Origin of the sequence: Streptomyces sp. rh34 (assembly GCF_002551245.1) — a bacterium.
GTDB lineage: Bacteria > Actinomycetota > Actinomycetes > Streptomycetales > Streptomycetaceae > Streptomyces.
Window position 1 is genome coordinate 1 of the sequence record NZ_NTGZ01000074.1, and the last position, 23,381, is coordinate 23,381.

Genomic DNA, 23,381 nt, shown 5'->3' on the forward strand with positions numbered 1-23,381 from the left:
GGTGGCCCGCCAGGTGACGGCCCAGCGCGCGGCCCAGCGGGCCGCGGACGGCCGGTCGGCACAGCAGCCGACGTCTCCCGGCGCCCCGGTGCCGGGCCCGCGCCAAGAGTTCGTGGACGCCTTCGACGCCGACGCCCCGCCGGGCGCGCCCGCACCGCCGCCGGGCGGCACCCCGGACGGTGTGGACGACACCGAGGCCGGGGAGCCGGACGAACGCTCCGCGGCCCGGGGCGGCAAGGGGCGGACGTTTACCGGGATCGCCGCCGCGGCGGTGACCACCGTGCTCGCGGTCGTGGTGGCCGGACAGGTCGCCGACGACTCCGGTGACCGTGCGTCCGCGCGCGCCGCCGAGGTGGAGCGGCAGGGCCCGGACGAGGAGGCCTCCCGCTCCGACGCCCGCCCGACCCCGAAGCAGCCCTCGGCCAAGCCCGAGGTCAAGCCCCTCTCGTACGCGGACAAGATGGCGCAGCCGTTTCCGCTCGCCGCGGACCTGCGGGCGAGCGGCACGTTCGATGCGGTGCCCGGTCTCGCGAAGGCCCCCGGAAAGGGGCAGAAGCACCGCTACCGGATCGACGTGGAGAAGGGCCTCGGCCTCGACGCCGGCCTCTTCGCCGAAGCCGTGCAGAAGACGCTCAACGACGACCGGAGCTGGGCGCACAACGGCGCGATGACCTTCGAGCGCATCTCGTCGGGGACCCCGGACTTCGTGATCACGCTCGCCAGCCCCGGGACCACCGGCGACTGGTGTGCCAAATCCGGTCTGGACACCACGATCGACAATGTCTCCTGCGATTCCGCCGCGACCGACCGCATCATGATCAACGCCTATCGGTGGGCGCAGGGCGCCGCCACCTTCGGCCCGGACAAATTGCTGCCCTACCGTCAGATGCTCATCAACCACGAGGTCGGCCACCGGCTGGGCTACAACCACGTGAACTGCCGCACTCCCGGCGCCCTGGCCCCGGTCATGCAGCAGCAGACCAAGACCCTCGAACTCGAAGGCATCAAGTGCAAGGCCAACCCCTGGGCGCACCCCGAGGGTTGACCCCCGCACGTCCGCACGCGGATCGCCGGCCCGCTGCGGGCCGGCGGGGTGCGATCGTCGAGCAGGGCGGCGAGGCGGTGTGCGCGGACCCGCGGGCCCCGTACAGGTGCCACACGCCGACGGCCGTGCCCGCCCTCGATCCCGCCCTCGATCCCGGGCTCGCGGTGGCCCGTCGGGCGGCCCGCAAGAAGCTGGCCCGGGCCTGACCCTCCGTGACAACCGACCGCTGTATCGCGACGGAACGCGACCGGGGCGGGAAAGTTACGACGGTTCACCCCTTTCGGTGGTGCGACGGACAACCGTCCGTCGCACCACCGGCGTATCCGCTTACGGTCGTCCCGCTGCGAGTCGCCGTTTCAACGGCGGCCGCCCACAAGGGAGATCGGGGGTGTATTCGTGCGGATCGGACTGTTCACCGACAGTGGTTGCCCGTATGCGGCCGGTGAGTCCGGCGGCTGGCGCGGCCAGGAGGGCCTCAGTGCGGTCGACCTCTGCCGCGCGGCCTCCGGCGGAGCGGCCGCCCTCCCGGGGCTCCTGGCCAAACGCTTCTTCGGGGTGCCGCTGCTGGTCACGGAGCACGGCGTCGGGGCCGCCGCAAGGGCGCGCGCTCGAACTCCCCACCGTCGAACAGAACCTCGCGGCATTTCGCGGCATTTACCTGGAGCTGATCTCGCCCACCCCGGTGCGCCGGGAGGCCGACACGGCGCGGTCGCGGCCGGACCGGCGGGGGACGCCGGTGCGTGACCACCCGGCCGTCCACGAACCGGCCCTCCACGCACCGAGCCTCCACGACCACGGAGACCACCCGATGACCCGTCCGGACGACCCGGCGAAGTCCCTCCACCCCCACCGAGACCTGTGCGAACGGGCCGTGGACCCCCGGGAGATCGCCGCCGGAGCGGAAGCGCACGGCGTCACCGACCGCAGCGCCGCACGCTACCGCCACCGGGACGTCTTCGCCCTCGCCGAGGAGCTGTACGCCCGCATGCCACCCCGCACCCGGGAGCCCGTCGCCGGCGGGCCCCCGGGCCCCGGCCCCGGTCCCGACACCGACGCACGGGCCGCGTGGACCCTCCTCGCCCTGCTCCCCGGAGCCGCCTGTCTGGCGACCGCCTGGGTGCTCCGGGTCACCGAGGGAGCCCTCGGCGACGGGACGCGGGCCCTCCTCACCGTCGTCGGTGCCGTCCTGGCCTGCGTGGCGCTCCGGGCGTGCCTGGGCCGCGGCCCCCTGCGGGCGCCTGGAGGAGCGGGCCGGGCCGGGCTGTACGGCTGCTGGCTGCTGGGCTACGCGGTGTACGGCGAGGAACTGCTCGCCCAGGTCATGACCGGCGGCCCGGACGGTCCGTGGGGCGGCAGCCCCGCCCCGCTCCTCGGGCTCGCCGCCGCCGTCGCCCCGGCCGCCTGGTGCGCCCACCTCTTCACCGTCCACGCCCACCGCAGACTGGCCGACAGCCGCGCCCTGGAGGAGTTCGGCGCGGGCGTGCGCCCCCTGTTCCTGGCGGCCGTCACCCTCTTCCTCGGCGCGCTGCTGCCCCTGCTGTACCTGGCCGATCTCGGTCTCGAAGGAGGCGGCGTGTCCGTGGCGGCCGCCGCCCTCGGAGTCCTGTTCTTCGTGGCACGGCTGTTCGCCGCACACGGACTGCCCGAGCCGGGCGCCGTCGCGCTCGCCGCGGCCTGCGCCGTCGAGGCCGCGGCCCCGGCACTCGTCCTCTCGGCCCGGCTCCCCGGGCTCGAACCCCTCGCCCAGCCCGTGAACGCCCTCGTCTCGGCGGGCGGGACCGGTGCCGTGCCCGCCCTCGCCTGCGGCGGGGCCGCCGTCGGCCTGCTGCTGCACGCGGCCTTCGCGCTCTCCCGAGCCTCCGCCCCCGCCCGGACCTGAGCCGGCCCCACCGGCGTACCACCGCTGCCTCACCGACCTGGCACCGCACGACCCACCCACGTACCACCGCATGAACCGCCCACGTATGCACCGCACCACCCACCGACTGTTCCACCGCTTCACCGACCCCACTCCCGCGGAGCCGACGCCGCGGACTCGTCCAGCACCGCACGACCGACTCGACGACCTAGGAGAAACCCGCCATGACCCCCCAATCCCCCGCACCGGCAGTGAGCCGTCGGCACCGAGGCGGTGCGCGATGAGGGTGCTGCTGCTCGGAGCCAACGGATTCCTCGGCCGCTTCGTCGCCGACCGTCTGCTCGCCGATCCGGCCGTCCACCTCACGGCCCTCGGCCGCGGCGACGACGCCGACGTCCGGTTCGACCTCGCGGGCGGCAGTCCCGGGGCGCTCACCCGCTTCCTGGACGCCGTCCACCCCGGAGTCGTCGTCAACTGCGCGGGCGCCACGCGCGGTGGGGCCCGCGACCTGACCCGGCACAACACCGTCGCCGTCGCCACCGTCTGCGAGGCGCTGCGCCGCAGCGGCTGCGGGGCGCGGCTCGTCCAGGTCGGCTGCGCCTCGGAGTACGGGCCCTCGCAGCCCGGGTCCTCCACCGCGGAGGACGCGGTCCCGCGCCCCGGCGGCCCGTACGGCGTGAGCAAGCTCGCCGCCACCGAACTGGTCCTCGGCTCCGGCCTCGACGCCGTCGTCCTGCGGGTCTTCTCGCCCGTCGGCCCCGGCACCCCCGCCGGTTCCCCGCTCGGCCGGCTCGCCGAGGCGATGCGCCGGGCCATGCAGTCCGGCGACGGCGAGCTGAAGCTCAGCGGCCTCGGCGTGCAGCGGGACTTCGTCGACGTACGGGACGTCGCGCGGGCCGTCCACGCCGCCTCGCTCTCCGCCGCCCAGGGCGTCGTCAACATCGGCACCGGGCGGGCCGTCCGCCTGCGCGACGCCGCCGCCGTCCTGGCGAGGGTCGCCGGGTACGCGGGCGCGCTCCACGAGCTGGACACGCCCCCCGCGCGCCTGCCCATCGGGGCCCCGCGCACCTCCGCGGAGTCCGTCATGGAGCACCTCTCCGCCACCCCGTCCCCGTATCCCGACGGTTGCGGCGCCTGGCAGCAGGCAGACGTCCGCACCGCGCGGGACCGGCTGGGCTGGCGGCCCCGGATCAATCTGGAGGAGTCCCTCGCGGACATCTGGATGGAGGCGGCGTGCCGTATCTGACCGCGCCCACCGACGCCCGCCGCACCGCGGGCGGCGAACCGCTCGGCTTCGGCGTCCCCGGCTACGCCCATCCGCTGCTGGCCCCCGCCGAATGGGCCGAGCTGGCCCGCCCCGGCACCCCGCTCCACTGGGCCGTCCTCAATATCGCGGACGGCCCCGGCTCCCGGCCCGACCCGCACTGCCTGGAGGCGGCGGGCAGACTGCGCAACGCCCGCGAACGCGCCCTGCACGGCGGCTCCCCGGACGACACCGTCCGGGCCTCCGGCGGCAGGCTGCTCGGCCACCTCGACCTGGCCTGGGGCGAGCGGCCGTTCGAGGAGCTGATCGCGGACGCCCGGTCCTTCATCGACTGGTACCGGATCGGCGGCTTCTACCTCGCCCGGTGCCCCGCCGAGCGGGCCGGTCTGCCCGCCGTCCGCAGTCTCACCGGCACGCTCCACGCCCTGCTGGCGGAGAGCGACAGCGCCGACGACGGGGGCCGCCTGGTGCTGGGCCACGGCACGCACCCGTATCCCGGGTACGCGGAGGCGGCCGACCAACTGGTCACCTTCCAGGGCCCCTGGACCGACTACCGCTGGTCCCAGGTGGCCGAGTGGACGGCCGACTATCCACCGGAGCGGTTCGCCCACTTCGTCCACGGGGTCCCGCGTACCCACCTGGAGGAGGCCATGCGGATCGCCCGCTGGCAGGGCGCCGGGACGATCTTCTTCACCGACCGGGACGACCGAAGCGGACAAAGCGACCCATTCGCCGCGCTGCCCAGGTACTGGGACGAAATCGTCTCGCGGGTCGGACCGGGTATCTCGGAATGAGGAGGGGCGTGGCAGTGTTACGGGGAGAACAACCGTACGTAGTCGACCGTAAGAAGCCGGTCTACGTAGAATCCGACCACCTGCATTGTTGAGGTTCCTGTGTCGCTGCCACCCCTGGTCGAGCCAGCTGCTGAGCTCACCGTCGACGAGGTCCGCAGGTACTCCCGCCACCTGATCATCCCGGATGTCGGGATGGACGGACAAAAGCGCCTGAAGAACGCCAAGGTGCTGTGTGTCGGAGCCGGCGGCCTCGGCTCGCCGGCCCTGATGTATCTGGCCGCGGCCGGTGTCGGCACGCTCGGCATCGTGGAGTTCGACGAGGTCGACGAGTCGAACCTGCAGCGCCAGATCATCCACAGCCAGGCCGACATCGGCCGGTCCAAGGCGGAGTCCGCCAAGGACTCGGTGCTGGGCATCAACCCGTACGTCAACGTGGTCCTTCACGAAGAGCGGCTCGAAGCCGAGAACGTGATGGAGATCTTCGCGCAGTACGACCTGATCGTGGACGGCACGGACAACTTCGCCACCCGCTATCTCGTCAACGACGCCGCGGTGCTGCTGAACAAGCCGTACGTCTGGGGCTCGATCTACCGCTTCGACGGCCAGGCCTCCGTGTTCTGGTCCGAGCACGGGCCCTGCTACCGCTGCCTCTACCCGGAGCCCCCGCCGCCGGGCATGGTCCCCTCCTGCGCCGAGGGCGGCGTACTGGGCGTGCTCTGCGCGTCCGTCGGCTCCATCCAGGTCACCGAGGCCATCAAGCTGCTCGCCGGGGTCGGTGACCCGCTGGTCGGCCGCCTGATGATCTACGACGCCCTGGAGATGCAGTACCGCCAGGTCAAGGTCCGCAAGGACCCCGACTGCGCGGTCTGCGGCGAGAACCCCACCGTCACCGAACTCATCGACTACGAGGCCTTCTGCGGCGTCGTGTCCGAGGAGGCGCAGGAGGCGGCGCTCGGCGCGACGATCACTCCCAAGCAGCTCAAGGAGTGGATCGACGGCGACGAGAAGATCGAGATCATCGACGTCCGCGAGAAGAACGAGTACGAGATCGTCTCGATCCCCGGCGCGAAGCTGATCCCGAAGAACGAGTTCCTCATGGGCACCGCCCTCCAGGACCTCCCGCAGGACAAGCGCATCGTCCTGCACTGCAAGACGGGCGTCCGCAGCGCCGAGGTCCTCGCGGTCCTCAAGTCCGCGGGCTTCGCCGACGCGGTGCACGTCGGCGGCGGCGTGATCGGCTGGGTCCACCAGATCGAGCCCGAGAAGCCGGTGTACTAGAAGCACCCCGCACGGCTCCGTACGAGAAACCCTGTACGGGAAAGGGGCCCGGTCCGCGCGCCGCGGACCGGGCCCCTTCCGTAGGCCCGGCCGCCCGGGGGCGTCCCGCTACGAGCAGGTCCTACCGTCCTCCGGGACCTTCCCGTCCAGGAAGTAGGCGTCGATCGTCGAGGTCACACAGTCGTTGCCGCCGTAGGCCCCGTGTCCCTCGCCCTTGTTGGTCAGCAGGATGCCGACGTCCTCGCCCAGTTCGTCCGCCATCCGCCGCGCCCCCTCGTACGGGGTCGCCGGGTCGCCGGTCGTCCCGACGACCAGGATCGGGCCCGCGCCCGGCGCGCTGGTCTCCGGCGTCTCGTGCTCCCCCTCGACCGGCCACTGGGCGCACCAGCCCGCGGTGTCCCAGGCCAGGAACGGGCCGAAGACCGGTGACAGCTTCCGGAACTCGGGCAGCAGCGCACGGGCCTCGTCCACGGTGGGACGGGAGGTCGAGTCGGCGCAGGAGATCGCCCGCTGGGAGTGGTTCTGGGTGTCGTAACGCCCCCTCTCGTCCCGCCCGTTGTACGAGTCGGCGAGCCGGAGCAGACCATTGCCCGTGCCGTTGTTCTCCGCCTCGTCGAGCGCGGCCGTCAGGGCGGGCCAGCCCGACTCGGAGTACAGCGGGGTGACGATGCCGGTGATGGCGAGCGACTCGCTCAGCTCCCGGCCCGAGTCGGTCGGCAGCGGACTGCGGTCTATGCGGGCCAGCAGCCGGGCGATGCGCTCGGAGCCCGTTTTCGGGTCCTGGCCGCGGTCCTTGAGGTAGTTGTCCAGGGCGCGCTGGAAGCCCAGGGTCTGGTTCCGGGCGTGCCCGGTCCCGTCGGCCGTCGGGTCGACGACCGCGTCCAGCACGGTGCGTCCCACCCTGTGCGGGAAGATGTGCGCGTACGTTCCGCCCAGCTCCGTACCGTAGGAGAAACCGAAGTAGGACAGCTTCTCGTCGCCCAGGACCTCGCGGATCAGGTCCAGGTCGCGGGCGGCGTTGGTCGTCCCCACATGCGGCAGGATCGCGCCCGAGCGGCGCTCGCAGCCGGCGCCGAAGTCCGCGGCGTCCTCGACGAACGCCGTCTCCTCGGCCGCGGTGTCCGGAGTCAGGTCGACGCTCCGGTGGGCCTGCTCCTGCTCCTTGTCGGTGCGGCAGCGCACCCCGGAGCTGGCCGCGACCCCGCGCGGATCGAAACTCACCAGGTCGTAGCGGGAGTTGAGCTTCGCGTACGCGTCGGCCGAGCGCGGCAGTATCCCGACGCCGGATCCGCCCGGCCCGCCGAAGTTGAACAGCAGCGAGCCGAGCCGCCGCCCCTTGTCACGGGCCTCCTTGCGGACCAGCGCCACGGAGAGCGTCTCCCCCGACGGCTTCGCGTAGTCCAGCGGTACGTCCACGCTCGCGCAACGCCACGCGGAACCGGGGGCCTCGCCGCCCTGCGGGGCCGGGCAGCGCTTCCAGTCGAGGCGCTGCGAGGTGAGGGCGGAGGGCAGCTTCGGCGTCTTGGGGGAGTCCTTGAGCTCCGTCGGCGTGGGCGCGGCGGAGGCGTCGCCGGGGCGGCCGTGGGCCGGCTCGCTCACGTCCGGCTCCGAGCTCAACAGGCCGCAGCCGGCGAGCAGTCCCGCCGCGAGGAGGGTCGCTCCTGTCGAGACGACGGCCCGATGGGCACGACGATGCGCACGCATGATCCGGCTTCCCTCCCCAGGGGGTGTCATGCCGGTCATGCTAACCGCCGTGCGCGGCAGGGGAGTCGGGGGCCGGTGTCACCCGCAGACAGTGCCGGACTTCGGCACCGTACCGTTCAACAGATAGCCGTCCACCGTCCGCTGCACGCACGCGTCCTTGCTGTTGTACGCCCCGTGCCCCTCGCCCTTGTAGGTGAGCTCGACGCCGACGCCCTCTCCGAGCTTCTCCACCATCGCCTTCGCGCCCGCGTACGGGGTCGCCGGGTCGCCGGTGTTGCCGATGACCAGGATCGGGGCGGAGCCCGGGGCGCTGACGTCCGGGGTCTTCCAGGCGCCCGCCACCGGCCAGCCGGTGCAGCTCATCAGGCCCCAGCCCAGATAGTCCCCGAACAGCGGGGACGCCTTGCGGAACGCGGGCAGCGCCGCCTTCGTCTGTTCCAGGGAGAACCGCTGCTTGCTGTCGGCGCAGTTGATGGAGATGTTGGCGGCGTTGGAGTTGTCGTACCGCCCGTCCTCCGAGCGGCCGTTGAGCGAATCGGCCAGGGCGAGGAGCAGCCCGCCGTTCCCGCCGCCCGCCTCGTCCAGGCCCTGTTCCAGCAGCGGCCAGGTCTCCTTGGAGTAGAGCGCGGACGCGATGCCGGTGGTGGCCAGCGTCTGCGTCAGCGCCCGGTCGCCGAGCCCGTCGACGGGCTCCTTCTCCAGCTCGGCCAGCAGATCGGCGATGGCCTGCTCGACCTCCTGCTGGGTGGCCCCGGGCAGCGCGCAGTCGTCGCGTTCCGCGCAGTCCTTCGTGAAGTTGTCCAGGGCGAGCTGGAAGCCCTGGGCCTGGCCGATGGAGGACTGCTCGGCGTCCTTCGTGGGGTCGACCACCGCGTCGAAGACCGCCCGGCCGACCTTGTCCGGGAAGAGGTGGGCGTAGACGCCGCCCAGCTCCGTGCCGTACGAGATGCCGAAGTAGTGCAGCTTGTCGTCGCCCAGCACCGTGCGCATCAGATCCATGTCGCGGGCGGCGTTCGTCGTGCCCACGAAGGGGAGTTCGGGGCCGGAGTTCTCCTCGCAGTCCGCGATGAAGTCCTCCTGTCCCTGGACGAACTGCTTCTCCTCGGCCGCGTCGTCCGGGGTGGAGTCCTCCTGGTAGAAGGCATCGAGCTCGGCGTCGTCCGAGCACTGGACGCCCTCGCTGCGGCCGACCCCGCGCGGGTCGAAGCTCACCAGGTCGTACCGGGTGCGGAGCTTGTCGTACTCGGTGCCGAACGCGGGCAGCGTCGCGACGCCGGACGCGCCGGGCCCGCCGAAGTTGAACACCAGCGAGCCGATCCGCCGCTTCTGCTCCTTGGCCTTCGCCCGCACCAGCGCCAGCTCGATCGTGCGGCCGTCCGGCTTCGCGTAGTCGAGGGGGACGTCCATGAAGGAGCACTCCCACACCACGCCGCCCGGCAGCGGGGACGGCGACTCGCCGCCGCCCTGGGCCCCGTTCGGAGGCGGACACGGGGACCAGCTGAGCTTCTGCGACGCCAGGTCGTCGGCGGTGGAGGACGGCGAGGCGGTCGACGCCCCGGTGGGCGTCGAGGACCCCTCCCCGTCGCCGTCGTCCGAACAGGCGGCCAGCGGCAGCAGCACGGTGGCGGTGGCGGCGAGGGCGGCGGCGCGCAGAGCGGGGGAAGTCCTCATGCCCCCATCGTGCGGCGGGGCGCCGGGGCGCGCGGCCGGGCGCGGTCCATGCGGGTGGCGGAGCCGCTGCCTCCGCCGGGCCCCCGCTCGGCTACAGCTCGCCCTTGCGGGTGAGCTGGTTGAAGCAGATCCACCCCGGCAGCACCGGCAGCCACAGCGTCATCACGCGGTACAGGACCACCGCGGGCGCCGCGACCTCCTTCGGCAGCCCGACCGCGATCAGGCCCAGCGTCAGGGCACCCTCGACCGCGCCCACCCCACCCGGCGTCGGGGCCGCAGAGCCGAGCGCGTTTCCGGCGAGGAAGACCACCGCGATGCTCGCGTAGCTCAGCTGGGGCACGTCCGGGCCGCTGAACGCCCGGATCGAGGCGTCCAGGCAGAGCACGAACAGGCCGGTCAGCAGCAGCATGCCGCCGATGCCGGTGAGCAGCTTCTGCGGCCGCTGCACCACGTCCAGCATGCGCGGCACCACTCCGGCGAACAGCGAGCGCACCCGCGTCACCACGAACTTGCGCAGGAAGGGGACCGCCGTCACCACCAGCACCAGCACCGCGACCGTGAGCAGACCGGCGATCACCGTCCGGGACGGGGTCAGCGAGTCCGGGGTCCGCTCCGTACCGGTGAGATAGCCGAACAGCGCCAGCAGCAGGATGTGGGCGCCGAGCCCGAACAGCTGCGAGGCCCCGACGCTCGCCACCGCGAGACCCGGGCGCACCCCGGCCCGCTGGAGGAAGCGGGTGTTCAGTGCCACGCCCCCGACCGCGGCGGGCGCGACGATCTTCACGAACGAGCCGGCCACCTGCGCCTTCACGGTCTTGCGGAACGGCACCCGCTCCGGCACGAAGCCCAGCAGGCTCATCGCCGCCGCCACGTAGCTCAGTGCCGAGAAGCCGAGGGCGGCCGCCACCCAGCCCCACTCCGCCTGCTCCACGACCGTCCCGAAGTCGGCCTGGGTGACCTGGGAGATCAGGTAGTACGCGGCGATGGCCCCGGCGATGAAGCTGAACAGGGTGCGGGGCTTGATGCGCTCCAGACGGACCGGTTCGACCGGGGCCTGCGGGCGGATCAGCAGCACCTGACGGCGGATCTGGGCGAGCAGATCCTCCTCGCGGGCCTCCTCCAGCGCGTCGTCGATGGCGCGCTTCTCGGCCTGCTTCTCGGTGCGCAGTGACTTGCGCTCCGCCTTGTGGTCCGCCTTGGGCACCGTCCTGGGGCCCGTCCGCTGTGCGGCCTTCCGGTCCGCGCCGTGGTCCGGGAAAGCCTCCTCGGCGGACTCCGCCGCGTCCCGCGCCTTCGCCTGCTTGGCCGCCTGCGAGGCCTCCACCACCGCATCCCGCTCGCGCTGCGAACGCTCGCGGGCGATCCGGCGCAGGGTCGCCCGGGTGGAGCGGCTCAGCGCGATCGGCTGGAGCAGCGGCAGACAGTCCGCCACCGCGTCCGGGCCGAGCACGGCCAGCGCCCCGGCGACCGACCGCTCGGCCCCCACCCGCAGCCCCAGCGTGGTCAGCAACTGGGCCACGTCCATCCGCAGCACCAGATCACCGGCGGCGATCTCGCCGCCGCGCAGATCCGTCACGAACGCCCTGCCGGAACGATCCACGAGCAGTGCGTCACCGGTCAGCCTGCGGTGTGCGATCCGCCGTGACTGGAGGGCCTTCACCTGACGCCAGGTGCCCCGCACCAGCTCGTCGGTGATCTCCTGGTCCTCCATCGAGTCCAGCGTCCGGCCGCCGATGTGCTCGTAGACGAGCATCACCGCGTCGGGGCCCAGCTCCGAGGTGGCGATCAGCTTCGGCGCGTTCGCCCCGGCGGCGATGGCCGCGTACGCGAGCAGGGCCTCCTGCTCCAGCGCCTGGCGCAACGACTGGATCGAGCGCCGCTGGGTGATCCCGCGCAGCGTGAGCCGCCGCCAGGCCCGGTAGAAGAACCCCTGGGCCTGCTGTTCCCGGTCGACGACGGTGACGTCCAGCGGCGGGCCGTCCTCCAGGGTGACCAGATAGCGCCGCCCACGGTCGTTCTGGTCGGCGTGGTCCGGGCCGTCCTCGGTGCGCATCGCCGCGACCGGGCGGAAGCCCACGTGACGCAGACCCGCCATCAGGTGCTGCCCGGTGGGGCGGACGTTCGGCGAGCCGACCGCGTACAGCGTCCCGTACGCCACGGTCCAGCCGATCAGCACGGTGAGGATGATCGAGAACGGGGTGGTGTACCCGCCGACGAGCATCGCGAACGCGTCGAGCAGCAGCACCACCCAGAGCACCACGCGCCAGCGCGGCCGCCGTGCCATCCCGACCGCCGTCATGTACGCGATGACCGGGGCGAGATAGCCGTGCACCGGATCGGTCAGCCCGCCGGCCGTCTGCGGCTGGGTCAGCGCGTCCTGGATGGTGCCCGGAGCGGACCGCGAGACCCAGAGGTCGGTGGCGAGCGTCACCCCGTGGGCGAGCACGGCGGCGAGCACGCCGTCCGCGATGCGGAGTCCGTCGCGTTTGATGAGGCGCTCGATGGCGAAGGCGACGGGCACCAGCAGCACCGCGATGCTGGACACCAGACCGGCGATCTTGATCAACAGGTCGGGCGCCTGCTCGGTGCCCTTGGAGATGTCGTCCTCAAGGCCGGTGGTGGTGCCCTGGGCGAACGCGGAGATCGAGAGCAGGACCGCGATCGCGAGCACCCCGATGAGCAGCCGCACCAGGTCGGAGGGGCGGTGCACCCGGGCGGGGAGCAGCGGCTCGTCCCCGGAGACGCGGTCGGTCAGAGCGGATTCGGCGGAGGCCAGGGTCGAGCCGGCCAGATGTCCGGTGGTGGACGTCGTGGGGCCGTCGGCGCGGGGGGGCCCGGTGGAGGAGCGGGCCGCTCCGGAGGACTCGGAATCACCCTGCGGGCGCTCCCCGGCATCGGAGGCGTCCGCCGCCTTCGGTGGCTGCACGCCCTGCTCCTTCGTCGCCTCTGGTTCGTCTTCGTGTTCGGGTATCACCGGTCACCGCTCGCATGATGGTGGCACGGCCGGTAGACAGAGGAGGGCATCAGGGTGCATTGCGCGGGCGCGGGAAGGGCAACATACGCTCCTTTCCACCCGTGTGCACGCTGTGTGCCCGGACTGCCACCGGCGCGGCCGGGTTGTCGGTGGCGTACGGCAGGATGGGACGGATGAGCCAGGACCAGACGGGCAGGGGCGGGTCCGGCCCCGCCCCGGCCGGCGCCGAACTGCCGGAGTACGCGGAGCGCGTCCTCGACGTGACCGATCTCATCCCGCCCGGCCGGGTGATGACGTACGGCGACATCGCGGAGTGGCTGGGCGAGGGAGGACCCCGCCAGGTCGGCCGGGTCATGGCGCTGTACGGATCGGCCGTGCCGTGGTGGCGCGTCGTCCGTTCCGACGGGACGCTGCTCCCCGCCCACGAGCTGCGGGCGCTGGACCACTACCGTGCCGAGGGCACCCCGCTGCGTGAGGCGTCGCGCCAGGCGGAGGGGCACATCCCGCGCATCGACATGCGGCGCGCCCGCTGGGACGGTGGTGCCGACGGCGGGCAGGCGGATGCCGCGCCTGATGATGGGCACGGTCCGGGCGGTTCGGACGACCGGGGCGGCGCGGGCGGTCCGGGCGGCCGGGGTGGTTCGGGTGGCGCGGGCGGTTCGGGCGAGAAGGCTCACACCTGACAGCTTCCGCCATCGGCCTCCGGCGGGTACGGCCCGGCGCGGCAGAGCACGTGACGAGGGACGCGGCACGGCCGCTGCCTCCCACGCCGTCGCTGGCGTAGCGTCGTCATCACGCGGCACGCTCCGCCCCTTCTTCTTCCTCGGCTGCACCGACCCCGTCCCCATCACCCGTACACCCGCGCACACACCCGCGTACACCCACCAGGACCGGCGATCCACGTGAGTTCCTCCACCACCCGGCACAGTCCGCACCGTGAATCACGGCCGCGGACCACGGGTGCGTACCGCCTGGTGCGCACTCCGCCGGGCTCCGTGGATCCCCCCCTCCTGGACGCAGGCCAGCGCGCGGTGGTTGACCACCCCGGCGGCCCGCTGCTGGTCCTCGCCGGGCCCGGCACCGGGAAGACCACCACCCTCGTCGAATCCGTCGCCGCGCGCGTGAACCGGGGCGCCGACCCGGCCCGCATCCTTGTCCTCACCTTCAGCCGCAAGGCCGCCGTCGAACTGCGTGACCGGATGGCCGCCCGCCTCGGAGCGGCCCGGGGCCCGCAGGCCACCACGTTCCACTCGTACTGCTACGCCCTGGTCCGGGCCCACCAGGACGCCGATCTGTTCGCCGATCCGCTGCGTCTGCTGTCCGGACCCGAGCAGGACGTCACCGTCCGCGAGCTGCTCGCGGGCCAGCTCGACCTGGAGAAGGAGGGGCTGGCCCACGTCCGCTGGCCGGACGAGCTGCGGTCCTGCCTGACCACCCGAGGCTTCGCCGACGAGGTGCGCGCCGTGCTGGCCCGCAGCCGTGAACTGGGTCTCGGCCCGGACGCGCTGGCCGCCTTCGCCCGCCGCACCGGCCGCCCGGACTGGACGGCGGCGGCCCAGTTCCTCGCCGAGTACCTCGACATCCTCGACGCCCAGGGCGTCCTGGACTACGCCGAGCTGGTGCACCGCGCGGTCCTGCTCGCCGAGCGCCCCGAGGTGGCGGAGCGGCTGGCCGGGAGCTACGACGCGGTGTACGTCGACGAGTACCAGGACACCGACCCGGCCCAGGTACGCCTGCTGCACGCGCTGGCGGGCAACCGGGGGCGCGCGCCGGAGTACGAGCGGGGGCGCGGTGCGGACGCGCGCGGCGGGCGGACCCTGATCGCCTTCGGCGACCCCGACCAGTCGATCTACACGTTCCGGGGCGCCGATGTGAACGGCATCCTCGACTTCCCGGACACCTTCCGCCGTGCGGACGGGGGCCCCGCGCCCGTGGGCGTCCTCACCACCTCCCGCCGCTCCGGGGCCGGACTGCTCGCGGCGACCCGGCTGCTCACCCGCCGGATGCCCCTGACCCGCCTGCCCGCCGACACGGTCCGCGCCCACCGCGACCCGGCGGCCGTCCGGGACGGCGGCCACGTCGAGACGTACACCTACCCGACCGCGTCCACGGAGCTGGAGAACATCGCGGACCTGCTGCGCCGCGCCCACCTGGAGGACGGGGTGCCGTGGCAGGAGATGGCCGTGCTGGTACGGGCCGGAGGCCGCTCGCTGCCCGCCGTCCGCCGCGCCCTCACCTCCGCGGGCGTCCCCCTGGAGGTCGACGGAGACGACCTGCCGCTGCGCCACGAACCGGCCGTCGCCCCCCTGCTGACGGCGCTGCGGACGGTGGCCTCGGCGGCGCTGCACCACGGCCCCGCCGAAGCGGAAGCAAAGGATCAGGCGGAGGAGGGATCCGACGAGAGGGCCGATGAGGGAGCCGAGAAGAGGGCCGAGGAGGGAGCCGAGGAGGGAGCCGAGGAGGCCCCCACCCCCTGGATCGACACCGAGACCGCCCTCACCCTCCTCACCTCGCCGCTCGGCTCCATGGACGCCGCCGACCTGCGCCGCCTCGGCCGGGCCCTGCGCGACGAGGAGCGCGCCGCCGGGATCCGGGTCCCCGCCCCCTCCGACGCCCTGCTGGCCCGCGCCCTGGCCGAGCCCGAACGACTCGTCACGCACGACCCGGCGTACGCCCACGGAGCGCAGCGCCTCGGCGCGCTCCTGCGCAAGGCCCGCGAACTCCTCGAAGGCGGCGGCACCGCCGAGGAGGCCCTGTGGGCCCTGTGGAACGGCACCCCCTGGCCCGGCCGGCTGGAGCGGGCCGCGCTGCGCGGCGGGGCGGGCGGGCGCAACGCCGACCGCGATCTCGACGCGGTGTGCGCCCTGTTCGACACGGCCGCCCGCGCCGAGGAGCGCACCGGCGGGCGCGGGGCCCTCAACTTCCTCGAAGAGGTCGACGCCCAGGACATCGCCGCCGACACCCTCTCGCGGCGGACCGCCCGCCCCGACGCCGTACGCCTGATGACCGCCCACCGCTCCAAGGGCCTGGAGTGGCGGCTCGTCGTCGTCGCCGGGGTCCAGGAAGGCGTCTGGCCCGACCTGCGCCGCCGGGGCTCCCTCCTGGAGGCCGACCGGATCGGCCGCGACGGCCTCGCCGAACCCCTCACACCCGGGGCCCTCCTCGCCGAGGAGCGCCGGCTCTTCTACGTCGCCGCCACCCGCGCCCGCGACCGCCTCGTCGTCACCGCCGTGAAGGCCCCCGCCGACGACGGCGACCAGCCCTCCCGCTTCCTGAGCGAGCTGGGCGTCGAACCCCGCGACGTCACCGGCCGCCCCCGCCGCCCTCTCGCCGTCGCCGCGCTCGTCGCCGAGCTGCGCGCCACCACGGTCGACCCGGCCGCGTCCGACGCGTTGCGCGAGGCCGCCGCCCACCGCCTTGCCCGGCTCGCCGCGCTCACCGACGACGAGGGGCAGCCGCTGGTGCCCGCGGCCCACCCCTACCGCTGGTGGGGCCTGGAGGAGCCGACCCGCTCCGCCGTCCCGCTGCGCGACCGCGACCGGCCCGTCACCCTCTCCGGCAGCGCGCTGGACCAGCTCGCCAACACCTGTGCCCTCCAGTGGTTCCTGGGCCGCGAGGTGAAGGCCGACGCCCCGGCCACCGCCGCCCAGGGGTTCGGCAACGTCGTCCACGTACTCGCCGACGAGGTCGCCTCCAGCCGTACGCCCGCCGACCTGGACGTCCTCATGGAACGTCTGGACTCCGTGTGGAACGGCCTCGTTTTCGACGCCCCCTGGAAGTCCGAGCAGGAGAAGGATCACGCCCGTGCCGCCCTGGAGCGCTTCCTGCACTGGCACGTCCTGGACCGGGGCGGCCGCACCCCCACCGCGAGCGAGCACGACTTCGACGTGACGCTGGAGGCGGGCGAGTACGCCGTCCGCATCCGGGGCTCCATGGACCGGGTCGAACAGGACGCCGAGGGCCGGGCGTACGTCGTCGACTTCAAGACCGGCAAGGGCGCGCCCACCAAGGACGAGGTCGCCGCCCACCCCCAGCTCGCCGTGTACCAGCTCGCCGTCCGCGAGGGCGCGGTCGACGAGGTCTTCGACGGCAAGCGCCCCGAGCCGGGCGGCGCCGAGCTGGTCCAGCTCCGCCAGCCCGCCCCCAAGAAGGAGGGCGGCGACGCCTTCCCCAAGGTCCAGGCCCAGGAGCCGCTGGCGGGGGAGTGGGTCTCCGGCCTGCTCGCCACCGCCGCCGGAAAGGTCCTGGACGAACGCTTCACGCCCACCACCGGCGCCCACTGCGCCCACTGCACGTTCCGCGCCTCGTGCAGCGCGCAGCCGGAGGGCCGTCAAGTGGTCGATTAGTCGATCAGAGGCCGTCGGGCGGCCGATCGGTCGACAGGGCATCCGGTTCGTGCCGGGTTGTCGGTGGGTCCGGTTACCGTTGCTCGGGTGTCCTCACGCATCACCGATCCCGAGCAGCTCAAGGAGCTCCTCGGGATCCCGTTCACCCCGGAGCAGATGGCCTGCGTCACCGCGCCGCCCGCCCCGCAGGTGATCGTGGCCGGAGCCGGGTCGGGCAAGACCACGGTGATGGCCGCCCGCGTCGTCTGGCTCGTCGGCACCGGACAGGTCGCGCCGGAGCAGGTCCTCGGCCTCACCTTCACGAACAAGGCGGCGGGCGAACTGGCCGAGCGCGTCCGCAGAGCACTGATCGCCGCCGGGGTCACCGACCCCGACGTCATCGACCCGGACAACCCTCCGGGCGAGCCCACCATCTCCACGTACCACGCCTTCGCCGGCCGCCTCCTCACCGAGCACGGCCTGCGTATCGGCCTGGAGCCGACCACCCGCCTCCTCGCCGACGCCACCCGCTACCAGCTCGCCGCGAAGGTGCTGCGCGAGGCCCCGGGACCGTACCCGGCGCTGACCCGGTCCTTCCCCACGCTGGTCAGCGATCTCCTGGCGCTCGACGGGGAGCTGTCCGAACACCTCGTACGGCCCGGCGCGCTCGACACGTACGACACCGAGCTGCTGAGCGCCCTGGAGCACACGAAACTCAGCAACGCCGACCTGCGGAAGATCCCCGAGACCGCCGAGGCCCGCCGCTCCCTCCTCGCCCTCACCGAGCGCTACCGGGCCGCCAAGCGCAGCCGGGACCTGCTGGACTTCGGCGACCAGATCGCCCTCTCCGCCGAGCTGGCCCTGACCCGGCCCGAGGTCGGGAGGATCCTGCGCGAGGAGTTCCGGGTGGTCCTCCTCGACGAGTACCAGGACACGTCGGTGGCCCAGCGGCTGCTGCTCTCCGCCCTGTTCGGAGCCGGTACGGACGCCGCCGCCACCGGCCACGCGGTGACCGCCGTGGGCGACCCCTGCCAGGCGATCTACGGCTGGCGCGGCGCGTCCGTCGCCAACCTCGACGACTTCCCCGAGCACTTCCCGCACGCCGACGGCGCCCCCGCCACCCGCTACAGCCTGAGCGAGAACCGGCGCAGCGGCGGCCGTCTCCTCCAGCTCGCCAACGGCCTCGCCGAACCCCTGCGGGCGATGCACGAGGGCGTCGAGGCGCTGCGCCCCGCCCCGGGGGCCGAGCGGGACGGCATGGTCCGCTGCGCCCTGCTGACGACGCACACCGAGGAGATCGACTGGCTCGCCGACTCCCTCGCCCACCTCGTGCGCACCGGCACCCCGCCGGGCGAGATCGCCGTCCTGTGCCGTACGGCCGGGGACTTCCCCGCGATCCAGGCGGCGCTGGTCGCCCGGGACGTCCCGGTCGAGGTCGTCGGCCTCGCCGGGCTGCTGCACCTGCCCGAGGTGGCGGACCTGGTCGCCGTCTGCGAGGTTCTCCAGGACCCGGGGGCCAACGCCTCCCTGGTCCGCCTCCTCACCGGACCGCGCTGGCGCATCGGCCCCCGTGACCTCGCGCTCCTGGGCCGCCGCGCCCGCCTCCTCGTGCACCGGGCGGGCCACGCGGACGCCGCCGACGCGGACCAGCGGCTCGCGGACGCGGTCGAGGGCACGGACCCGGCCGAGGTGATATCGCTCGCGGACGCGCTGGACACCTTCCTGGTCGTGGGGGACGCGGCCGACGACGGGCTGCCGTTCTCCGCCGAGGCCCGCGTCCGCTTCGCCCGCCTCGCCCGGGAGCTGCGCGACCTGCGCCGCTCCCTCGCGGACCCCCTGATGGACGTCCTGCACCGCGTCCTGGCCACCACCGGACTGGAGGTCGAGCTGTCCGCGTCCCCGCAGGCGCTGGCCGCCCGCCGCCGCGAGACCCTCGCCAACTTCCTGGACACTGCGGCCCGGTTCGCCTCCCTGGACGGCGAGGCGACCCTGCTCGCCTTCCTCGGCTTCCTGCGGACCGCCGCGCAGTACGAGAAGGGCCTCGACAACGCGCTGCCCGGCGGCGAGAACACCGTCAAGGTCCTCACCGCCCACAAGTCCAAGGGCCTGGAGTGGGACGTCGTCGCCGTGCCCGGACTGGTCACGGGCCAGTTCCCGAGCGACCGGGCCCGGGAGGCGTGGACCGCCCAGGCCCAGGTGCTCCCGCACGCCCTGCGCGGCGACGCGGAGACGCTCCCGGCCCTGGACACGCACGACGGCCTCGACGCCAAGGGGATCAAGGCGTTCAAGGCGGAGATGAAGGAGCACCAGCACACGGAGGAACTGCGCCTCGGCTACGTCACCTTCACCCGCCCCCGCTCCCTGCTCCTCGGCTCCGGCCACTGGTGGGGCCCGTCCCAGAAGCGGACGCGGGGCCCGTCCGCCTTCCTCGACGCGCTGTACGAGCACTGCGCGGCGGGCCACGGGGAGATCGAGGCCTGGGCGGACGAGCCCGCCGAGCACGAGGAGAACCCGGCCCTCGCGGAACGGGACGCCGACCTGGCCTGGCCGCTCCCGCTCGACGCCGACGCCCTCGCCCGCCGCCGCGCCGCCCGGGACACGGTGCTGGCCCACCTGGAGCGGCTGGCCGTCCACGGGGACGAGCAGGCACCGGAGTACGGGCCCGAGCCCGATGACGTCCCGGTCGACGAGGCGCTGTTCGAGGAGGGGCCGGTCGAGGAGGGTCCGGTCGACGAGGACTGGGACTGGGACGCGCTCCCCACCGAACGCCCGTCGGGCGCACCGGAGACCGCGCAGGAGACCGCAGCGAGGACCGTGCAGGAGACCGCCCCGGGGACCGCACCGAGGACCGCGCAGGAGACCGCACCGGAGACCGCGCAGGGCACCGCACCGCATCCGCCCCCGCACATCCCGGCCGCCCGCCACCCCCAGGAGGCGGGCCCCACGGAACGGCTCACGCCCGAGGAGACCCGCACCCTCGCCTCCTGGGACCGGGACCTGGACTCCCTGGCCGGGGAGCTGCGCCGCGCCCGCGCCACCGTGCGCGAGGTCCTCGTGCCCGCCGCGCTCTCCGCCACCCAGCTGCTGCGCCTGGCCGAGGACCCCGACGCCTTCGCCAAGGAGCTGGCCCGGCCCATGCCCCGCCCGCCCCAGCCCGCCGCCCGCCGGGGCACCCGGTTCCACGCCTGGGTGGAATCGCGGTACGAGGAACTGCCGCTGCCCATGCTCGGACCCGACGAACTGCCCGGGGGCGACGAGAGCGACGCGGAGATCGCCGACGAGCGGGACCTCGCCGAGCTGAAGGAGGCGTTCGAGCGCACCGCCTACGCCCGGCGTACGCCGTACCGCGTGGAGACCCCGTTCCAGATCACCCTGGCGGGCCGCGTGATCCGGGGCCGTATCGACGCCGTCTACCGCACGGGCGACCGGTACGAGATCGTCGACTGGAAGACCACCCGCCACCGCACCGCCGACCCGCTCCAGCTCGCCGTCTACCGGCTGGCCTGGGCCGAGCTGCACGATCTGCCGCTCGAAGAGGTCACCGCCACCTTCCTCTACGTACGCAGCGGGGAGACCGTCCATCCGCAGGACCTCCCGGGCCGGGCCGAACTGGAGCGGATCCTGCTGGACGAGCCGGCCCCCGAGGACGGATAGGCTCAAGAGCATGAGCGAGACCCCGGACAGCGCCGTCCGCACGTACACCGAACAGCACCGCGCAGCCTTCCTCGACGACCTCGCGGAGTGGCTGCGCATCCCGTCCGTGTCCGCGCAGCCGGAGCACGACGGGGACGTACGGCGCAGCGCGGAGTGGCTGAGCGCCAAGCTCGGGGAGACCGGCTTCCCGGGCACCGAGATCTGGGAGACCCCCGGAGCCCCGGCGGTCTTCGCCGAATGGCCCAGCGAGGACCCGGACGCCCCGACGGTTCTGGTCTACGGCCACCACGACGTACAGCCCGCCGCCCGCGAGGACGGCTGGGCGACGGACCCGTTCGAGCCGGTGATCCGGGACGGCCGGATGTACGGACGCGGCGCGGCCGACGACAAGGGCCAGGTGTTCTTCCACACCCTCGGGGTCCGCGCCCACCTCGCCGCGACCGGCCGCACCACCCCCGCCGTGAACCTCAAGCTGCTGATCGAGGGCGAGGAGGAGTCGGGCTCCCCGAACTTCCGCGCCCTGGCGGAGCAGCGGGCGGACCGGCTCGCCGCCGACGCGGTGATCGTCTCGGACACCGGCATGTGGGACGAGGACACCCCGACCGTCTGCACCGGCATGCGCGGCCTCGCCGAGTGCGAGATCGAGCTGTACGGCCCCGCCCAGGACATCCACTCCGGATCGTTCGGCGGAGCCGTCCCCAATCCGGCCACCGAGATCGCCCGCCTCGTCGCCGCCCTCCACGACGGGGACGGCAAGATCGCGATCCCCGGCTTCTACGACGGGGTCACCGACCTCACCGACACCGAGAGGGCCCTCTTCGCCGAGCTGCCCTTCGACGAGGCCACCTGGCTGCGCACCGCGAAGTCGGGGGCCGCGGCCGGCGAGGCCGGATACTCCACGCTGGAGCGCGTCTGGGCCCGCCCCACCGCCGAGGTCAACGGCATCGGCGGCGGCTACCAGGGCGCCGGGAGCAAGACGATCATCCCCTCGTCGGCCCTGGTGAAGATCAGCTTCCGGCTGGTGGACGGCCAGGACCCCGAACACGTACAGCGCGCCGTCCGGGCGTGGGCCGAGGCCCGGATTCCGGCGGGCGTCCGCCACCGGATCGCCTTCCAGCCCGCCACCCGCCCCTGCCTGACCCCGCTGGACCACCCCGCCCTCCAGGCGGTGGCCCGCGCGATGGGCCGGGCCTTCGGGAAGAAGATCCTCTTCACCCGCGAAGGAGGCTCCGGCCCCGCCGCCGACCTCAGGGACGTGCTCGGCGCACCCGTCCTCTTCCTCGGCATCTCCGTACCCTCCGACGGCTGGCACGCCCCCGACGAGAAGGTCGAGCTCGACCTGCTGTTCAAGGGCGTGGAGACGACCGCCCACCTGTGGGGCGAGCTGGCCACGGCACTGCGCTGAATGCCCGGAACTCCTGAACGCCCGGAACCGGAACGCCGCTGAATCCTCTGCACACCCTCCACGTACCTGTGCACACCCGATCCACCCAGGGGGAGTAGGAAGCACCTGTGAGCACCTTCGACAACGCCACCGCAGACCGCCCGATCGGCCTCACCGCGCCGAGCGGCATCGACCGCGCGGCACACCACCGCCTCGACGAGGCGTGGCTGGCCGTGGCGTGGAGCCACCCGACGACCCGCGTCTTCGTCGTCTCCGGCGGCCAGGTGCTGATCGACGACACCCCCGACGGGGGCACGGAGATCGTCATGACCCAGGCGTTCGAGGCCCCGGTCACCGAGACCCACCGGTATTTCCTCGGCACCGACGAGGGCGGCGTCAGCTACTTCGCGCTCCAGAAGGACGCGCTGCCCGGCCGCATGGACCAGTCGGCCCGGCCCGCGGGGCTCCGCGAGGCGGGTCTTCTCCTCGGCCCCCGTGACGCGGGCCTGATGGCGCACGCGGTCGCCCTGGAGAACTGGCAGCGGCTCCACCGCTTCTGCTCCCGCTGCGGCGAGCGCACCGTCATCGCGGCGGCCGGCCACATCCGCCGCTGCCAGGCCTGCGGCGCCGAGCACTACCCGCGTACCGACCCGGCGGTCATCATGCTGGTCACCGACGACCAGGACCGGGCCCTGCTGGGCCGCCAGGTGCACTGGCCGGAGGGCCGCTTCTCCACGCTCGCCGGGTTCGTCGAGCCGGGGGAGTCGATCGAGCAGTCCGTGGCCCGGGAGGTGTACGAGGAGGCCGGGATCACCGTCGGCGAGGTCGAGTACATCGCCAGCCAGCCGTGGCCGTTCCCCTCCAGCCTGATGCTCGGCTTCATGGCGCGGGCCACGTCCTTCGACATCACCGTCGACGGCGAGGAGATCGAGGAGGCCCGCTGGTTCTCCCGCGAGGACCTCACCGCCGCCTTCGAGTCCGGCGAGGTCATGCCCCCGTTCGGCATCTCGATCGCGGCCCGCCTGATCGAGCTCTGGTACGGCAAGCCGCTCCCGAGGCCCGGCAGCGTGCAGCGGAACGGCTGAGCACCCCCGGACACACTCCTGCCCCCGGCGCCGCCGGGGGCAGGAGGGCGCGCGACGGGCGGTGCTTCCCTCGGCCGGATCAGGCGGCGAGCGCCTGCTTCACCTGGGCGAGAGACGGGTTCGTCATGACCGACTCGGTGCCCGAGGGGGCCACGATCAGCAGCGTGGGGACCGTCTGGTTTCCGCCATTCGCCTTCTCGACGAACACGGCCGACTCCGGGTCGTGCTCGATGTTGACCTCGTTGTAGGCGATGCCCTCGCGGTCCATCTGGCTCTTCAGCCGACGGCAGTAGCCGCACCAGGTGGTGCTGTACATCGTCACAGTGCCCGCCATGTCGCTGGCGC

General features: G+C 73.6%; 14 protein-coding genes and 1 pseudogene. 11 read left to right on the forward strand and 4 right to left on the reverse strand.

Annotated features, from left to right (window positions below):
* From CR470_RS16110 to moeZ, 6 genes and pseudogenes are all read left to right on the forward strand, one after another.
* On the forward strand, window positions 1-1,045 hold a 1,045-nt coding region (locus CR470_RS16110; RefSeq protein ID WP_107489471.1), incomplete at its 5' end, for a DUF3152 domain-containing protein.
* A 321-nt stretch (window positions 1,046-1,366) separates the two neighbouring features.
* A pseudogene (locus tag CR470_RS41485) lies at window positions 1,367-1,630 on the forward strand (DUF3492 domain-containing protein); the annotation flags it as partial.
* A gap of 223 nt (window positions 1,631-1,853) precedes the next feature.
* Window positions 1,854-2,924, forward strand: a complete 1,071-nt coding sequence (locus CR470_RS16115) for a hypothetical protein (protein ID WP_097868301.1) — start codon at window positions 1,854-1,856, stop codon at window positions 2,922-2,924.
* 259 nt (window positions 2,925-3,183) lie between these two features.
* Entirely contained in the window at window positions 3,184-4,149 is a 966-nt protein-coding gene (locus CR470_RS16120; RefSeq protein WP_030580443.1) for an NAD-dependent epimerase/dehydratase family protein, read from the forward strand.
* Window positions 4,137-4,961: a spherulation-specific family 4 protein gene (locus CR470_RS16125; RefSeq protein ID WP_097868285.1), complete on the forward strand. Its 825-nt coding sequence runs from the start codon at window positions 4,137-4,139 to the stop codon at window positions 4,959-4,961. Before CR470_RS16120 ends, CR470_RS16125 begins: the two co-directional genes overlap by 13 nt.
* A 99-nt stretch (window positions 4,962-5,060) precedes the next feature.
* Window positions 5,061-6,239 (forward strand): adenylyltransferase/sulfurtransferase MoeZ, encoded by a 1,179-nt coding sequence (moeZ, locus tag CR470_RS16130; RefSeq protein ID WP_097868286.1) that lies wholly within the window; start codon window positions 5,061-5,063, stop codon window positions 6,237-6,239.
* Window positions 6,240-6,347: 108 nt separating this feature from the next.
* Here moeZ and CR470_RS16135 read toward each other — a convergent pair whose 3' ends face one another.
* The 3 genes from CR470_RS16135 to CR470_RS16145 all read right to left on the reverse strand — a co-directional run bounded on the left by CR470_RS16135 (window position 6,348) and on the right by CR470_RS16145 (window position 12,540).
* The gene (locus CR470_RS16135; protein WP_097868287.1) at window positions 6,348-7,943 is read right to left on the reverse strand and encodes an alpha/beta hydrolase; all 1,596 of its coding nucleotides are present in this window, start codon (window positions 7,941-7,943) and stop codon (window positions 6,348-6,350) included.
* A gap of 78 nt (window positions 7,944-8,021) precedes the next feature.
* Entirely contained in the window at window positions 8,022-9,614 is a 1,593-nt protein-coding gene (locus tag CR470_RS16140; protein WP_097868288.1) for an alpha/beta hydrolase, read from the reverse strand.
* A 91-nt stretch (window positions 9,615-9,705) separates the two neighbouring features.
* On the reverse strand, window positions 9,706-12,540 hold the full coding sequence (locus CR470_RS16145) for a lysylphosphatidylglycerol synthase transmembrane domain-containing protein (RefSeq protein WP_097868289.1): 2,835 nt from the start codon (window positions 12,538-12,540) through the stop codon (window positions 9,706-9,708).
* Window positions 12,541-12,761: 221 nt separating this feature from the next.
* On the opposite strand from CR470_RS16145, the gene CR470_RS16150 reads away from it, so the two are divergent.
* From CR470_RS16150 to nudC, 5 genes are all read left to right on the forward strand, one after another.
* Window positions 12,762-13,271 carry an MGMT family protein gene (locus CR470_RS16150; protein WP_097868290.1) on the forward strand — a complete coding sequence of 170 codons (510 nt, stop codon included), beginning with the start codon at window positions 12,762-12,764 and terminating at the stop codon, window positions 13,269-13,271.
* A 219-nt stretch (window positions 13,272-13,490) separates the two neighbouring features.
* Window positions 13,491-16,934, forward strand: coding sequence for an ATP-dependent helicase (locus CR470_RS16155; RefSeq protein WP_097868291.1), 3,444 nt, complete (start codon window positions 13,491-13,493; stop codon window positions 16,932-16,934).
* 87 nt (window positions 16,935-17,021) lie between these two features.
* Window positions 17,022-20,567, forward strand: coding sequence for an ATP-dependent DNA helicase (locus tag CR470_RS16160; protein WP_097868292.1), 3,546 nt, complete (start codon window positions 17,022-17,024; stop codon window positions 20,565-20,567).
* A 10-nt stretch (window positions 20,568-20,577) separates the two neighbouring features.
* Complete coding sequence (locus CR470_RS16165) at window positions 20,578-21,972, forward strand: dipeptidase (RefSeq protein ID WP_097868293.1); 1,395 nt, start codon at window positions 20,578-20,580, stop codon at window positions 21,970-21,972.
* A 107-nt stretch (window positions 21,973-22,079) separates the two neighbouring features.
* Window positions 22,080-23,036: an NAD(+) diphosphatase gene (gene nudC, locus CR470_RS16170; RefSeq protein ID WP_179892267.1), complete on the forward strand. Its 957-nt coding sequence runs from the start codon at window positions 22,080-22,082 to the stop codon at window positions 23,034-23,036.
* 79 nt (window positions 23,037-23,115) lie between these two features.
* Here nudC and CR470_RS16175 read toward each other — a convergent pair whose 3' ends face one another.
* On the reverse strand, window positions 23,116-23,370 hold the full coding sequence (locus tag CR470_RS16175) for a glutaredoxin domain-containing protein (protein ID WP_097868294.1): 255 nt from the start codon (window positions 23,368-23,370) through the stop codon (window positions 23,116-23,118).
* Window positions 23,371-23,381 lie beyond the last annotated feature (11 nt).

Excerpts from the sequence above, each read along its gene's own strand:
- CR470_RS16165 (WP_097868293.1), top strand. The coding sequence starts at position 20,578 with ATGAGCGAGACCCCGGACAGCGCCGTCCGCACGTACACCGAACAGCAC.
- CR470_RS16140 (WP_097868288.1), bottom strand. The coding sequence starts at position 9,614 with ATGAGGACTTCCCCCGCTCTGCGCGCCGCCGCCCTCGCCGCCACCGCC.
- CR470_RS16115 (WP_097868301.1), top strand. The coding sequence starts at position 1,854 with ATGACCCGTCCGGACGACCCGGCGAAGTCCCTCCACCCCCACCGAGAC.
- CR470_RS16150 (WP_097868290.1), top strand. The coding sequence starts at position 12,762 with ATGAGCCAGGACCAGACGGGCAGGGGCGGGTCCGGCCCCGCCCCGGCC.
- CR470_RS16120 (WP_030580443.1), top strand. The coding sequence starts at position 3,184 with ATGAGGGTGCTGCTGCTCGGAGCCAACGGATTCCTCGGCCGCTTCGTC.
- CR470_RS16135 (WP_097868287.1), bottom strand. The coding sequence starts at position 7,943 with ATGCGTGCGCATCGTCGTGCCCATCGGGCCGTCGTCTCGACAGGAGCG.
- CR470_RS16175 (WP_097868294.1), bottom strand. The coding sequence starts at position 23,370 with ATGGCGGGCACTGTGACGATGTACAGCACCACCTGGTGCGGCTACTGC.